This is a genomic window from Actinocrinis sp., from assembly GCF_035605935.1.
Lineage (GTDB): Bacteria > Actinomycetota > Actinomycetes > Streptomycetales > Catenulisporaceae > Actinocrinis.
In genome coordinates this window covers 1-14614 of the sequence record NZ_DATNGK010000033.1, presented here as the reverse complement: position 1 = coordinate 14614, position 14614 = coordinate 1, and the positions used below count along the sequence as shown (strand labels likewise).

Sequence of the window (14614 nt, the reverse complement as noted above, 5' to 3'; positions counted from 1 at the left end):
AGCATGGGGCGAGGGCACGACGGGAGCGAGCGGAGAGGCCGCATGGGATATGCCGAGCAGCGCACCGAGCTGATCGCCTCCGGGTTGCGCGGCCCGAAGTTACGCGGCGCGCTCGCCGAAGCGGCTGACACCTGGCTCGCGGAGCTGCTGGCGAACGCCCTCGATGCCGCCGGATTGCCGGCAGCGGAGGGTGAGCTGGGGCACGCCCGGGGCGTCGCGCTGGTAGCGGTCGGCGGATACGGGCGTGCGGAACTGTCGCCGGGCAGCGACCTCGACGTGCTCCTGCTGCATGACGGCTCGCACAAATCCGACCGGATCGCCAAGCTCGCAGACGCGATCTGGTACCCGGTCTGGGACTCGAAGGTGAAGCTCGATCATTCGGTGCGCACGATCGCCGAGGCGCGCTCGATGGCGAAGGACGATCTGCCGGTCGCGCTCGGGCTGCTGACCGCGCGTCACGTCGTCGGCGACCCCGCGCTGACGGCCAGCCTGCGTACGTCCGCGCTCTCCGACTGGCGCGCTGGAGCAGCCAAACGACTGCCCGAAGTGCAGGCGACGCGCGCGGAACGACTCGAAATGCACGGCGAACTCGCCTACCGGCTCGAAGGCGACCTCAAGGAAGCGATCGGCGGACTGCGCGACGGCTACGCGCTCACCGCCATCTCAGCATCCTGGCTCGCCGATATCCCGCACGGCGAACCGGAGGCGGCGCGCGTTCGCCTGCTCGACGTGCGCGACGCGCTGCACATCACCACCGGCCGAGCCGCCGATCGGCTGCTGCTCCAGGAACAGGACGAGGTCGCCGCGCAACTGGGTCTCACCGGCGGCGCGGACGATCTGCTGGCCGAGGTCGCCGACGCCGCGCGCACCATCGCATACGCCTGCGACGTCGCGTGGCGGCGGATCGAACAGGTGCTGACTCAGCGCAAGTGGTCGGGGCGCAGACGGGGCGCGGCAGCGCAACGCACGCCGCTCGCCGACGGCGTCGTCGCGGCGGAGGGAGAGGCGACGCTCGCGCTGGCCGCGGACCCCGCACGCGATCCGGTGCTGCTGCTACGCGCCGCGGCTGCTGCGGCCTCGGCCGGGCTGCCGCTCGCCCCGGCGGCGCTGCGACGACTCGGCGAGGACGGCGCGCCGGTGCCGACTCCCTGGCCGCGCGCCGCCCGCGAGGAGTTCGTGCGGCTGCTCGGCGCCGGGCCCGGCCTGATCCCGGTGTGGGAGGCGCTGGACCGTACCTCGCTACTGAGCCGGCTGCTGCCTGAGTGGGAGCGAACCAGGTCCCTGCCGCAACGCAACGCACTGCACATCCACACCGTCGACCGGCACTCGGTGCAGACCGCGGTCCAGGCGGCCAAGCGCACACGACGGGTCGCACGACCGGACCTGCTGCTCGTCGCAGCGGTCTGCCACGATCTCGGCAAAGGCCTGCATGACGAGTCCGGCGAACCGCTCGACCACAGCGAGGCCGGAGCACAGATCGTGGCAGGCCTCGCGCCGCGCCTCGGCTTCAACGCCGCCGACAGCGCCGTGCTCGCCGCGCTCGTGCGCCACCATCTGCTGCTCGCGCAGTTGGCGGTCAACCGGGACCCGGACGACCCGGCGACCTTGAACGCGCTGCTGGCCGCCGCCGAGGTGCCCGGAGGCTCGGTTGACGCGGCCGAGTTCGTCGCGCTGCTGCACGCGCTGACCGAGGCCGACTCGGAGGCCACCGGACCAGCGGTGTGGAGCCGCTGGCGCGAGGCGCTGCTTTCCGGCCTCGCGGACCGCGCCCGTGCCCGCCTTGCCGGGCACGCACCTGTCACCGCGCCCGCCTTCGACGGCTCCGCGCTCGCCGCGCGCGCGGCCGCGTCACCCGACCGGCTCGCGGTGCTCGCGCTGGCCCCCAGCGCGGCGGGCGTCGCAAGGCTCGACGTCGCGCTGCCGGACCAGATCGGAGTGCTCGCGACGGTCGCGGGAGTACTCAGCTTGCGGCACGTGCGGATCCTCGCGGCCGAAGTGGAGACGATCGAGTCGGTCGAGCCGGCGGGAGCCACCGGATCGACAGTGGCTACAGGGTCGACAGTGGCTACGGAGTCGACGGGGCCGATCGGCGACGCGTCACCGTGGGCGGTGCAGCGCTGGACCGTGGCCGCGGAATACGGCGAGCTGCCGGACGTCGCCCGGCTGCGCACCGATCTGCGTGCCGCGCTCGGCGGACGGCTGGACCTGGCCGCGCGGGTGGCTTCCCGAGAGGCCGAACATCGCCCTGTCGGGCGGGCCCGACTGGCGCAGCCGCCGTCCGTGGCAGTGATCGAAGATGCCTCGGCCGTCGCGACAGTGGTCGAAATACGCGCGGGCGACACCCCCGGACTGCTGCATCGAGTCGCCTCCGCGATCGCCGCATCAGGTGCCGACATCGCCACTGCGCGCATCGCCACGCTTGGCGCCGAAGCGATCGACGTGTTCTACCTCACCGGGCCAGACGGTGCCCGGCTTCCCACGGACGATGCCGAGCACGTAGCCGACCAGATCCGGTCCGCGCTCGGCGCTTAGCGCGTGTTTCCAATACCCGCTCTAGGGCTGTGACGTCGAGAAATAGCCGCCGAAGAGTTGGACAGCGGTTCACTTCGCGTTCACACCAGCAGTTCCGGGCGCGGGATAGCGTCGCGGCGAGCCGACAACGAGTCGAGATCGAGCCGACCTTGCCGTCCCCGCCAGGAGGCGTTCCGTGGAGCCCACCAGTCCTGTTGCCGCCGCTTCGGAGAGCAGCGCGCCCGAGAGCCAAGCATTCGAAAGCCGCGCATCCGGGAGCGCCGCATCCAAGCCCGCGCTGCCCGAGAACGGCGGATTCAGCCGCCGCTCGGCGCTGCGTGCGGCCGTGGTCGGTGGCGCGCTTGCCGGCGCTCCGGTAGCCCTCGCTGGACCGGCTTCGGCCGCGTCCGCACCGAAGACGGTCGGCGTTGCCGCCGCTGCGCCGGCGATTTCACCGCTGCTGTGGCGCCAACCCGAGAAGCTTGGCGCGCCGCCGGTGGACGGCCTGCACCTCACGTTCGGCGCGAACCCGTCGCGTGAGATGTTCGTGTCCTGGTCCAGCGTTTCGCCGATCTCCAAGGCGCGGGTGCGTTACGGAACGCCGGACGGCGGCTTCGGGCACGAAGCCCGAGCGGAGACTCGCACATACATCGACGCCGCGAGCAGCCGCGAGGTCTACGTCCACCACGCGCACCTCACGAACCTGCGCCCTGACACGACGTACATTTACGCAGCGCTCGGCGACGGCGTCCTGCCCGACGCAGGCACCTTCCGTACCGCACCGACCGGCCGCGTACCGTTCACCTTCACCAGCTTCGGCGACCAGTCCGTGCCTACCGTCGCCTGGCTGCCCGGAGCCGGATCCGGTACGTACACCGCCGGCATCAGTGGCCTGGCCTCGCCAGCCGCCGCGGACATCGTGTACGGCATCGAGCAGGTACAGCCGCTCTTCCACCTGCTCAACGGAGACCTCTGCTACGCCAACATCTCCGATGACCGGGTGCGCACCTGGAACTCCTTCTTCGCGAACAACGCCCGCTCGACCCGGTACCGGCCGTGGATGCCCGCCGCCGGCAACCACGAGAACGAGAAGGGCAACGGCCCGATCGGCTACGAGTCGTACCTCACCCGCTTCGCGCTGCCGGGCAACGGCTCGGCGGACTGGAACGGCCTGTGGTACGCGTTCACGGTCGGCAGCGTCCGGGTCGTGGTCCTGCAGAACGACGATGTGGCGCTGCAGGATGGCGGCGACTCCTACGTCAGCGGCTACAGCAGCGGCGAGCAGCGGGCCTGGCTGGAAAAGCAGCTGCGTGCGGCGCGCTCCTCCCGGCAGATCGACTGGGTCGTGGTCTGCATGCACCAGGTGATGGTCAGCTCGTCCGACGCGAACGGCGCCGACCTGGGCATCCGGCAGAACTGGGGGCCGCTGTTCGACCAGTACGAGGTGGACCTGGTGCTGTGCGGGCACGAACACGACTACGAGCGCTCCCTCGCCGTGCGTGGCACCGTGCCCGGCTCGGAGACGCTGACACCGAACCCGGTCTCCTCCGCCACCGACGACATCGACAGCTCGCAGGGCACGGTGCACATGGTGCTCGGCGCAGGTGGCACAAACTCGCCATCGAACTCGAAGTTCTTCACCGACGGCACCGGCAAGGTCATCACGGCGGTCGGGCCGGTCGGCAGCAACGGCAAGAAGACGCCGACCTACGTGTCCGAGCAGGCGATTTGGTCGGCCTTCCGGGACCCGACACACCCATACGGCTTCGCGGCCTTCGACGTGGACCCGGGCAACCGGCCCGGCGGCCAGACCTCGATCCGGGTGACCTACTACACCGTGGCGCAGCCGGACGGAGCGATCGCCCCGCTCGAGTCCTTCACGTTGCACCGCAAGCGCTCGGACGGCTGATCCAGACGTCTCAGCAGCTCAGCCTTGCTTTGCTCAGTCCTGCTTTACTCAGACGGCTGACGGCGTCTCAGAGGGAGTGGGAGCGCCGGAGGACGCCTCCGGCCGGCGGGGCCGCGCGGTCTGCATGCCGCGCGCCTCGTCCGGCCGCGGAATCCGGATCGGCCAGCCCGGCTCGGGGGTGAAGGATTCGCCACGCCGGGCCTTGTACTGCGCGAAATCCGCCTCGGCGGCCGCCTTCCAGGTGCTCTGCCGGGCGTGCAGGTCGGTAAGGCTGGCCTCGGCCACCTCCGGGAACCGCACCGCCTGCGCGCGGGCCACCTCCATCGCGGCGACCGCGTCCGCGCAGGCGTCGTGCGCGTTCTCAATGGTCACGCCGTAGTGCGCGCACTGAGCCTCAAGCGTCCGGCTGCCCTTGCGGTACCGGTCCATGGTCCGGTCAATGATCAGCGGGTCTACGATCGGCCCCACCGCCGCCACCCGGTCCCGCAGCGCCCGCAAGCCGTGCCGCTCCAGCTCGGCCTCAAGCAGCGTCAGGTCGAACGGCGCGTTGAAAACCACCAGCGGAGCGCCCTTGGCCAGGTGGGCGGCCAGTAGCGCGGCGATCCGGTCCAGCGCTTCGGCCGGCTCAGTGCCGTGCGCGCGGGCCTGCTCGGTGCTGATCCCGTGCACCGCGGCAGCCTCGGCCGGGATCTCCACGCCGGGATCGACCAGGAATTCGTGCCGCTCGCCGGTCGAGGTGACGAAGGCTGCTGAGACAAGTCGCGAGGTGAACGGGTCGGTGCCGGTCGTCTCGCAGTCGTAGGAACCGATCAGTCCGGTGTGCCATCCGGGAGCCGGCGCGGGCAGGCATCCGACGTGGTAGACGACCCACGCGTCTGCTTCTTTGCGCAGCTCGCCGCCCTGCTCGGGGACCGCCTCCCCGCAGGTCTTGCATGCACCGGCGTACCGGTTCGGCGCCATGGCCGCCACCGACCTCTCTGCTTGACTGACCCTCACGATAGGCGACAGCACCGACAACTCAGCGGCGGCGGATCCAGCCACGCAGCGCTTGCGGATACCCTTGACCAAGATGCACGCGTCTCGTTCCGCGGGACGCCACTGTTTCAGCCGTACCGGTGGGAGCATTCGAGGACCGCTCGAGCCCTGCGGCACGGCGCTTCACAAGCAAGGCAGTCCAAACCAAAGACAGTGCTCAACAATTTCACTCCCTTCAAAGCAGCGAGGATCTGACGGCGCCGTGTTCGACACGCTTTCCGACCGCTTGGCAGCGACCTTCAAGTCCCTGCGCGGCAAGGGCCGCCTGTCCGAACAGGACATCGACGCCACCTGCCGCGAGATCCGCATCGCGCTGCTGGAAGCCGACGTGGCGCTGCCCGCGGTGCGCCAGTTCGTGGCCGCGGTCAAGCAGCGCGCCCTCGGCGCCGAGGTCTCCCAGGCGCTCAACCCCGCCCAGCAGGTCATCAAGATCGTCAACGAGGAGCTGATCTCGATCCTCGGCGGGCAGACCCGCCGGATCAGATACGCCAAGCGCCCGCCGACGGTGATCATGCTCGCGGGCCTGCAGGGCTCCGGTAAGACCACCCTGGCCGGCAAGCTCGGCCACTGGCTCAAGGGGCAAGGGCACAGCCCGCTGCTGGTCGCCGCGGACCTTCAGCGGCCCAACGCGGTCACCCAGCTCCAGGTGGTCGGTGAGCGGGCCGGCGTCACGGTCTTCGCGCCCGAGCCGGGCAACGGCGTGGGCGACCCGGTCAAGGTCGCGCAGGACTCCATCCAGCACGCTCGCGACAAGATGTACGACGTCGTGGTCGTCGACACCGCCGGACGCCTCGGCATCGACGCCGAACTGATGCAGCAGGCCGCCGACATCCGCGACGCGGTCAGTCCGGACGAGATCCTCTTCGTCGTCGACGCGATGATCGGCCAGGACGCGGTAACCACCGCGCAGGCCTTCCTCGATGGCGTCGGCTTCGACGGCGTTGTCCTGACAAAGCTCGACGGCGACGCGCGCGGCGGCGCGGCCCTTTCGGTCGCGCAGATGACCGGTCGTCAGGTGATGTTCGCCTCGAACGGCGAGAAGCTCGAGGACTTCGACGTCTTCCACCCGGACCGGATGGCGTCCCGGATCCTGGGCATGGGCGACATGCTCTCCCTGATCGAGCAGGCCGAGCGGACCTTCGACGCTCAGCAGGCCGAGCAGATGGCCCGCAAGATCATGGGCGGGGACAGCTTCACGCTGGACGACTTCCTCTCCCAGATGGAGCAGCTGCGCAAGCTCGGCTCCATGCAGAAGATCCTGGGCATGCTGCCGGGCATGGCGGAGATGCGCCAGCAGCTCAACCAGATCGACGAGAAGGAGATCGACCGGGTCAGCGCGATCATCCGGTCGATGACCCCGGCCGAGCGGGAGGACCCGAAGATCCTCAACGGCTCCCGCCGCGCCCGTATCGCCCGCGGTTCCGGCGTCTCGGTCTCCGCGGTCAACAACCTGGTCGAGCGGTTCTTCGAGGCGCAGAAGGCGATGCGCACGATGAGCCGCGGTGGCATTCCCGGCATCCCGGGCTTCGGTCCCGGCGGCGGCCGTCGGATGTCCGCCAAGCAGAAGGCGAATGCGCAGGCCGCTCGCAAGAAGGGTCGCAGCCGCTCCGGCAACCCGGTGAAGCGCGCCGCGGAGGAGCAGGCGAAGGCGGAGCGGGCGGCCGCGGGTCCGGCACTGCCGCAGCTGCCCAACTCCGGCGAGAACTTCGAGCTGCCGGACGAGTTCAAGAAGATGCTCGGCTAGCGCGTGTGCAGTTGTCTTAGGGTGTTCGGCGGTGCGGTAACGCACCTTCGCGCGCCCTAGGCGTTACGAACCGGCTGCGCTGTGCCCCCGTTCGAGGGTTTGGTAATTCGCACCCCTCGCGGTCTGGCAGAATGGCAGGTCGAGTACTCGGACCGCGCGGCCCCTCTCTCCGCCGGATCCGCGTCCGCCGGGAGGCCGAAAAACCGCAATCCCCACGCGGCGGCTCGGCCACCCAACCGAATTGAGAATCCAGGAGATCCCACTCCCGTGGCAGTCAAGATCAAGCTGAAGCGTCTGGGTAAGATCCGCACGCCGCAGTACCGCATCGTCATCGCCGACGCCCGCACCAAGCGGGACGGCCGCGCGATCGAGGAGATCGGCAAGTACCACCCGAAGGAGAACCCGTCCTTCATCGAGGTGAAGTCGGACCGCGTCCAGTACTGGCTCAGCGTCGGCGCGCAGCCGACCCAGTCGGTCGCCGCGATCCTCCGGGTCACCGGCGACTGGCAGAAGTTCCGGGGCCTGCCCGCTCCGCCGCCGATGAAGGTCGCCGCGCCCAAGGCCGACCGCAAGGCGCTGTTCGAGGCCGCGCACAAGGAGGCCGAGAACGAGCCCAAGGCGGCCACCACCGCCTCGCGCAAGCGTTCCGAGAAGCCGGCGGCCGAAGAGCCCGCCGCCAAGCCGGCTGAGGCCGAGACCCCCGCCGCGGGCAACGAGGCCTGAGCCGATGCTGGAAGAGGCGCTTGAGCACCTGGTCAAGGGCATCGTCGAGCACCCGGACGAGGTAGTCGTCCGGGATCGGGCGCTGCGCCGCGGCCGGATCCTCGAGGTCCGGGTGCACCCCGACGACCTGGGCAAGGTCATCGGGCGTCAGGGCCGCACGGCCAAGGCGCTGCGCACCGTGATCGGCGCGCTCGAGGGTCGCGCGGTGCGCATCGACCTGGTCGAAGCGCCCGGCTACCGCTGAGCGCGCGGACCGGATGCCAGCCGACCAGATGACGGCGATCGAACCTCACGACGACGAGCCGCGCGAACCGCTGCGGCTCGTCGTCGGCCGTATCGGCAAAGCGCACGGCCTGCGCGGCGAGGTCACGATCGAGGTCCGCACCGACGATCCTGACCTGCGCTTCGCGCCGGGCGCCGTGCTGGAGACCGACCCAGCCCGGCGCGGTCCGCTCACCGTCGCCACCGGGCGCGTGCAGGGCGGCCGCTTAGTGCTGCGGTTCGAGGGCGTTGAGGACCGCATGGCCGCCGAGGGCCTGCGCAACACGATGCTCATCGTCGAGACGGACCCGGACGAACTGCCGGACGACCCCGAAGAGTTCTACGACCATCAGCTCGTCGGACTGCGGGTGGTGACCGTGGACGGTCGCGAGGTCGGCACCGTCGCCGAGATGCTGCATCTACCTACACAGGATCTGTTCGCGGTAACCCGGCCGGACGGCCGCGAAGTGCTCATCCCGTTCGTCGAGGAGATCGTGCCCGACGTGGATCTGGAGGAGCAGACAGTCCTCGTCGATCCACCCGAGGGTCTGCTCGAGCTGGCCGATCCGCCGAAGCCCGCGGCCGCGGACTCCTGAGAACGAACGTCCACAGGCGGCCTCGTGCGTATCGACGTCATCACGATCTTTCCCGAGTACCTGGCACCGCTAGGCGTCTCGCTCATTGGTAAGGCGGCGGACCGCGGTCTGCTGGAGGTCCGCGCCCACGACCTGCGTTCGTGGACCAGCGACGTCCATCGCACCGTCGATGACACGCCCTACGGCGGCGGGCCCGGCATGGTGATGAAGCCCGAGCCGTGGGGTGAAGCGCTCGATGCGGTGATCGCGGACGTCGCACCCGAATCGCCAGAGGTGCTGCCCACGCTCGTCGTACCGACGCCAAGCGGACGCCCCTTTACTCAAGGCAAGGCAGCGCAGCTTGCCGAAGAACCGTGGCTGATCTTTGCCTGTGGGCGGTATGAGGGCATCGATCGGCGCGTTATCGACTCGGCAGCCGAGCGGATGCCTGTAGAAGAACTCTCCATCGGTGATTACGTGCTTGCCGGGGGAGAGGTCGCGGTCCTCGTCATGGTCGAGGCGATCGGGCGGCTCTTGCCCGGTGTACTGGGCAACGCCGAGTCAGTGCGTGATGACTCCTTTGCCGCCGGCGCGATGGAAAGCCTGCTGGAGGGCCCGGTGTACACCAAGCCGGCCGAATGGCGCGGCCGTGTCGTGCCCGAGATCCTCACCTCCGGCAATCACGGAGCGATCGCCCGCTGGCGGCGCGACCAGGCCTTCGCGCGGACCGCGGCCCATCGGCCGGAACTGCTCGCCCGGCTCGACCCGGCCGCGCTCGACAAAAAGGACCGCATAGCGCTCGCGGCACTCGGCTGGCACATCGAGGGCGACCGTCTCGTGCCGGACATCGCTATCGACGACAAGGCAGTTGACGGCAAAACGGCTGCGAACGAGCCGACCGATGACCGTGCTGCGGACGATTTCGCCGATCAGCCTCCCGCGTGAGAGACTGACCCGTCGGCCCGACCGGCCGCGTTACCCCGCGGTCCGCGCCACTCCTGCCATGGGGGGAGCGAAGCGCGCAGCACGGTCGAGGCTCGACGATCACGCTAACCACCGAAGCCGTGGGTGACCTGTGGCACCTGCGAGGAGACCACGATGCAGAAGCTAGACGAGCTCGACTTTAAGTCGCTGCGCTCCGACGTACCCGCCTTCCAGCCCGGTGACACGCTCAACGTGCACGTCCGGGTCGTCGAGGGTAACCGCTCCCGAGTCCAGGTGTTCAAGGGCGTGGTGATCCGCCGCCAGGGCGCGGGCGTGCGTGAGACCTTCACCGTCCGCAAGATCAGCTTCGGCGTCGGCGTGGAGCGCACCTTCCCGGTGCACACCCCGGTGATCGAGAAGATCGAGGTCGTCACCCGCGGCGACGTGCGCCGTGCCAAGCTCTACTACCTGCGTGACCTGCGCGGTAAGAAGGCGAAGATCAAGGAGAAGGTCGACTACGCGCGGTAGTTCGGCCGGTTCGCCGGATTCCGCAGAACCGGCGGCCTACTTTTCCCGTGTCACCCTCGGTACCCTCGGGAACCGGGGGTGTTCGCCTTTCTTCAGGCGGAATCGGTAGTCTGCGAGGCTGGTGACACCAGCGCGCGGCGCGGTGCGAGGCGACTGGAGGACCGGCGTGGGTAAGGGGCGGCGACGCCGGCTCAAGCCGATCAAGCTGTGGCGGGAGATTCCCATCCTGCTCGGCATCGCCCTGCTCCTCGCCCTCGGCATCAAGTCGTTTATGGTTCAGGCGTTCTTCATCCCATCCCAGTCGATGCAGAACACGATCCTGCCGGGCGACCGGGTGCTGGTGAACAAGTTCTCGCCATGGTTCGGCGCCCAGCCGCAACGCGGTCAGATCGTGGTCTTCCACGATCCCGGGGGCTGGCTTGAGGGCACCGTGACACCGGTTAGCGACAACCCGATAGTGCGTGACGTAAAGGGCGTCTTCACCTACGTCGGGCTGCTGCCGTCCGCGAACGAGCACGATCTGATCAAACGGGTCATCGGGGTGCCCGGAGATCGCGTGGTGTGCTGTGACGCCCAGGGGCGGATCACGGTCAACGGGGTACCGCTCGACGAGACGGGTTATCTCTTCCCGGGCGCGCAACCGTCCGCCATCCGTTTCGACGTCACCGTCAAACCCGGCCGGATCTGGGTGATGGGCGACAACCGCGGGGACTCGGCCGATTCCAGATACCACATGACCGGTGGATCTGACGGTACTGTGCCAATCAGCGACGTGGTGGGTCACGCGTTCGTGTTGATCTGGCCGCCAAGCCGCGCCGGCGGACTGGGTGTTCCGGCTACCTTTCACCAGAAGGCGTTGGCCGCATTCCCTCCGGCTCCGGCGCTGCCCGCCACCGCTGCGCTCCTCGGGGCGTTCCCGGTGCGGCTGCTAGGCCGGCGAGGGTGGCGATGGGCTAGGTCGACACGGTTCCTAACAGACACGAGGTTGCGACGTGGCATTGGACAGACCGGACGCACTGGGCGCACAGGGGCAGCCCGGGACGGTAACCGGTGGGCGCGGAACCGATGGGGACGGTTCGCGCGGACACGCTGGCGATGGCGGCTACCCGGCGCGGGACGGCTTCGGGACTTCGGCGGACTTCGCCGCCCACGCTCCGGACCCGGGGACCGCGGCCGCTGAGGAGGTGTCAGGGCCCGGTTTCAACGGCCACGCCGCAGCCGACGAGCCCGGGAATCACGATCCGGACCAGGCGCAGCCGGAAAGCAGCGGCGGCGGCGAAGAAGGGGGCGCCAAGCCGCGTTCCGCCCTCGGCTGGATCTTGCTGCCGTTCGCGGCGGTCTGGCACTTCCTGTTCCCGAAGAAGCCACGCCCGTTCATCGTGGAACTGCCGTTCCTCGTCGTCTTCGCCCTTTTCCTCGCCTTCCTGATCAAGACCTTCCTGGTCCAGGCGTTCTACATCCCGAGCGGTTCGATGCAGAACACCCTCGCCATCGGCGACCGGGTACTGGTGAACCGCGCCTCGGTGTGGCTCGGCGGGCAGCCGCAGCGCGGCCAGGTGGTCGTCTTCCAGGACCCGGGCGGCTGGCTCGGCCCGGAGGAGACCACGTCGAGCAGCAACTGGCTGACCAAGACGCTCACCTTCGTCGGCGTGCTGCCGCAGGACAACGGCGACCTGATCAAGCGCGTGATCGGCGTCGGCGGGGATCGCGTGGTGTGCTGTAACGCGCAGGGCCAGATCACGGTCAACGGCGTACCGCTCGACGAGACGTACCTGTATCCCGGCGACCAGGCAGGCTCCGGTCCGGACGGCACGTTCGCCATCACGGTCCCGCAGGGCCGCCTATGGGTCATGGGCGACCATCGCGGAGTCTCTGAGGACTCCCGCGCGCACCAGTCACTCAACGGCGGCACCATCCCGGTCAGCGCGGTAGTCGGCCGGGCCGATGTGATCATCTGGCCGCTCAGTCACTGGGGCACGCTGCCGGTGCCCAACACGTTCAAGCAGACCGGCCTGTCCGTGCTGTCCGCGCCCGGCGGAATCCCGGCCGTGGCGACGGTCGGCGCGCTGCCCGTGACGCTGCTGCGGCGGCGCCGAAAGCTGCGCAAGCTTGCCCGGAAGGCTCAACAGGCGCACGAGTAGCTAATCTGATTACGTGTCAGCGCTCCAGCAGCCTCTCGACCTCGGCATCCCGCTGCCGCCAACCCTCGACAGCGGGCAGGACCTCTACGCATACGAGGCGGCGCTGCGGCTTTACGGCTTCGCCTCGGTCGCGGGAGCGGACGAGGCAGGACGCGGTGCGTGCGCCGGCCCGCTGGTGGCCGGCGCCGCAATCCTGCCGCCCGACCTGCGGCCCGAGGGCCTGAACGACTCGAAGCTGATGACTGCTGCGGCCCGCGAGCGCGCATATGAGCAGATCGTCCAGCACGCGGCCTGGGCCGTGGCCATCATCCCCGCCGCCGAGGTGGACCGGATGGGTGTGCAGCAGGCCAACTACGCGGCGCTGCGGCAGGCGGTCGCGGGTCTGTCGCAGGCACCGGGCCTGATCCTGTTCGACGGCTTCGCGGTGCCCGGCGTGGTGATCCGCAGTCAAGCTGTGGTCAAGGGCGATCGGCTGGCCGCCTGCATCTCGGCCGCCTCGGTGATAGCGAAGGTGACCCGCGACCGGATCATGGTCGAGTTGCACGAAACCCACCCCAGCTACGGTTTCGCAGCTCACAAGGGGTACTCGACGGCTGCGCACCAGGCCGCGCTAGACGAGCACGGCCCGTGCCCCGAGCATCGGCGCTCCTACGCGAACGTGCCCGGGGCGCGGCCAAGCCCCGTGGCGGAAGGGGGACAGGCGGGACTGGACACCGCAGCAGCGATTGTGGGTCAGAATGGGGAAGGGAGCGCCCAAGCCGCCCAGGGCGATCTCCTGGACTTCGGCGCAGTCGCCGAAGCCGGTTCACGAGCTCGACTGGACTTTTAGGGGAGCGCGGGAATGAGCGCCGAGGATCTCGAGAAGTACGAGACCGAGATGGAGCTTCAGCTCTACCGGGAGTACCGGGACGTGGTCGGGCTCTTCCGTTACGTCGTGGAGACGGAGCGGCGGTTCTACCTCACCAACCACGTGGACCTGGACGTGCGCTCGGCCGACGGCGAGGTGTACTTCGAGGTCACCATGTCCGACGCGTGGGTATGGGACATGTACCGCCCGGCCCGCTTCGTGAAGAACGTGAAGGTCGTGACGTTCAAGGACGTCAACGTCGAGGAGCTGGCCAAGTCGGACCTGGAGGTCCCCACCGACTGACCGCGATCGCCCTGGTCAGAAGCCGCTCCGGCTGAGTTATCCACAGCCTGAAAGATTCTTGCCCCATTGTCCCTCTTGATCCCGCATCGTGGATCTTGCCGGAAAAGTCCGGCGTCGGCGCGAGCCGAGTCCATGGAACGCAGCATGGGAAAGCGGGCAGGACGATGGGAACAGCGGCAGTATTAGCGGCGCACCGCCGCGCGCGCGGCGAAGCCGGCGTCACGAGCGGGCTCCACGGCCAACCCGGCAGTTGGCAATGGGGCCACTGGCTCGGTCGATACGGCGAGGAGGCGGCCGCGCATTATCTGCTCGGCGCGGGCTATCAGATCTTGGCTCGCAACTGGGTCTGTCGAGATTCAGACCTGCGCGGAGAACTGGATCTCGTCGCGCGCTACCGCAGGATCGTGGTCGCCTGCGAGGTCAAGACGCGAGCCGGTGACCTGCTCGCCCACCCGGCGCAGGCGGTCACCCGAGAAAAGGCCGCGCGGCTGAGACTGCTGGCGGCCCGATGGCTCCGCGAGCAGCAGCGTGGCGCCTCGCCTCCTCTCCCGCGATCCGCCCGCCTGCGCATCGACGTCATCGCGATCCGCACCGGCCCACGACCTCCGTATCCGTTGCGCAGCCTCGACCACCTCGTCGGCGTGGCCTAGGCGTGTTTTAGAACTATCGGCTGGGCCGCGGCGCCTCTCACTCACGCTCGCTACGTTGCCGGATCTCCGGATGGGCGCTGCCGTACGTCCGGTACGAGAACGCCCTCCGCGTTGCGATCGCACGTGCCAGACGCCTCTTGCCCTCCCCTGCTTTCTTCTCTTCCTCCTCACGATCTGGAGCTATCGATGTCTCCCTATTGCTGGCTGCCGCCTGACGCACACGCACACGCACCGGTGTGCCTACCGCTTCAGTTCTTCCGCCTCAGCCACGACTCGCCTGCGGTGCAGCCATGACCGGATTCGGCCGCGCCTGGTCAGTCGGTCTGCTCGGCCTGCGCGGCACCCCGGTCGAGGTCGAGGCGCATGCGGCGTCCGGCCTGCCCAAATTCACCCTCATCGGCCTGCCCGATTCAGTGCTCAACGAGGCCCGCGATCGAGTCAGGGCGGCCGTCCTGAACTCCGG

15 protein-coding genes are annotated in these 14614 nt (G+C 69.2%); 14 read left to right on the top strand and 1 reads right to left on the bottom strand.

The annotated features are described in order from the left end of the window. The first annotated feature begins 3 nt into the window (after positions 1-3). Complete coding sequence (locus VN779_RS02805; RefSeq protein ID WP_325719803.1) at positions 4-2532, top strand: [protein-PII] uridylyltransferase; 2529 nt, start codon at positions 4-6, stop codon at positions 2530-2532. A gap of 277 nt (positions 2533-2809) precedes the next feature. After that, positions 2810-4420 carry a metallophosphoesterase family protein gene (locus tag VN779_RS02800; protein ID WP_349260616.1) on the top strand — a complete coding sequence of 537 codons (1611 nt, stop codon included), beginning with the start codon at positions 2810-2812 and terminating at the stop codon, positions 4418-4420. Positions 4421-4468: 48 nt separating this feature from the next. On the opposite strand, the gene VN779_RS02795 is transcribed toward VN779_RS02800, so the two are convergent. After that, the gene (locus VN779_RS02795; protein ID WP_325719801.1) at positions 4469-5380 is read right to left on the bottom strand and encodes an exonuclease domain-containing protein; all 912 of its coding nucleotides are present in this window, start codon (positions 5378-5380) and stop codon (positions 4469-4471) included. Between the two features lie 277 nt (positions 5381-5657). On the opposite strand from VN779_RS02795, the gene ffh reads away from it, so the two are divergent. The 12 genes from ffh to VN779_RS26285 form a co-directional block, all read left to right on the top strand. Beyond that, entirely contained in the window at positions 5658-7199 is a 1542-nt protein-coding gene (gene ffh, locus VN779_RS02790; RefSeq protein ID WP_325719797.1) for a signal recognition particle protein, read from the top strand. 267 nt (positions 7200-7466) lie between these two features. Further along, positions 7467-7922, top strand: a complete 456-nt coding sequence (gene rpsP / locus VN779_RS02785; protein ID WP_325719795.1) for a 30S ribosomal protein S16 — start codon at positions 7467-7469, stop codon at positions 7920-7922. A 4-nt stretch (positions 7923-7926) separates the two neighbouring features. After that, positions 7927-8166 carry an RNA-binding protein gene (locus tag VN779_RS02780; RefSeq protein WP_325719793.1) on the top strand — a complete coding sequence of 80 codons (240 nt, stop codon included), beginning with the start codon at positions 7927-7929 and terminating at the stop codon, positions 8164-8166. Positions 8167-8236: 70 nt separating this feature from the next. After that, a complete protein-coding gene (rimM, locus tag VN779_RS02775; RefSeq protein ID WP_349260615.1) occupies positions 8237-8779 on the top strand; it encodes a ribosome maturation factor RimM in 543 nt (180 codons plus the stop codon). 24 nt (positions 8780-8803) lie between these two features. Further along, positions 8804-9703, top strand: a complete 900-nt coding sequence (gene trmD / locus VN779_RS02770; RefSeq protein WP_325719789.1) for a tRNA (guanosine(37)-N1)-methyltransferase TrmD — start codon at positions 8804-8806, stop codon at positions 9701-9703. Between the two features lie 153 nt (positions 9704-9856). Next, on the top strand, positions 9857-10210 hold the full coding sequence (gene rplS, locus VN779_RS02765; RefSeq protein ID WP_325719787.1) for a 50S ribosomal protein L19: 354 nt from the start codon (positions 9857-9859) through the stop codon (positions 10208-10210). Between the two features lie 166 nt (positions 10211-10376). Continuing rightward, positions 10377-11390 (top strand): signal peptidase I, encoded by a 1014-nt coding sequence (gene lepB / locus VN779_RS02760; RefSeq protein ID WP_325719786.1) that lies wholly within the window; start codon positions 10377-10379, stop codon positions 11388-11390. Between the two features lie 4 nt (positions 11391-11394). Continuing rightward, positions 11395-12351, top strand: a complete 957-nt coding sequence (gene lepB / locus VN779_RS02755) for a signal peptidase I (protein WP_325719784.1) — start codon at positions 11395-11397, stop codon at positions 12349-12351. A gap of 46 nt (positions 12352-12397) precedes the next feature. After that, complete coding sequence (locus VN779_RS02750; RefSeq protein WP_349260614.1) at positions 12398-13180, top strand: ribonuclease HII; 783 nt, start codon at positions 12398-12400, stop codon at positions 13178-13180. Positions 13181-13192: 12 nt separating this feature from the next. Beyond that, positions 13193-13501 carry a DUF2469 domain-containing protein gene (locus VN779_RS02745; RefSeq protein ID WP_324851669.1) on the top strand — a complete coding sequence of 103 codons (309 nt, stop codon included), beginning with the start codon at positions 13193-13195 and terminating at the stop codon, positions 13499-13501. A 164-nt stretch (positions 13502-13665) separates the two neighbouring features. Then, positions 13666-14151 (top strand): YraN family protein, encoded by a 486-nt coding sequence (locus VN779_RS02740; RefSeq protein ID WP_325719780.1) that lies wholly within the window; start codon positions 13666-13668, stop codon positions 14149-14151. Between the two features lie 290 nt (positions 14152-14441). Continuing rightward, positions 14442-14614, top strand: a 173-nt coding sequence (locus VN779_RS26285) for a magnesium chelatase domain-containing protein (protein WP_349260613.1), incomplete at its 3' end; no start/stop codon positions are given.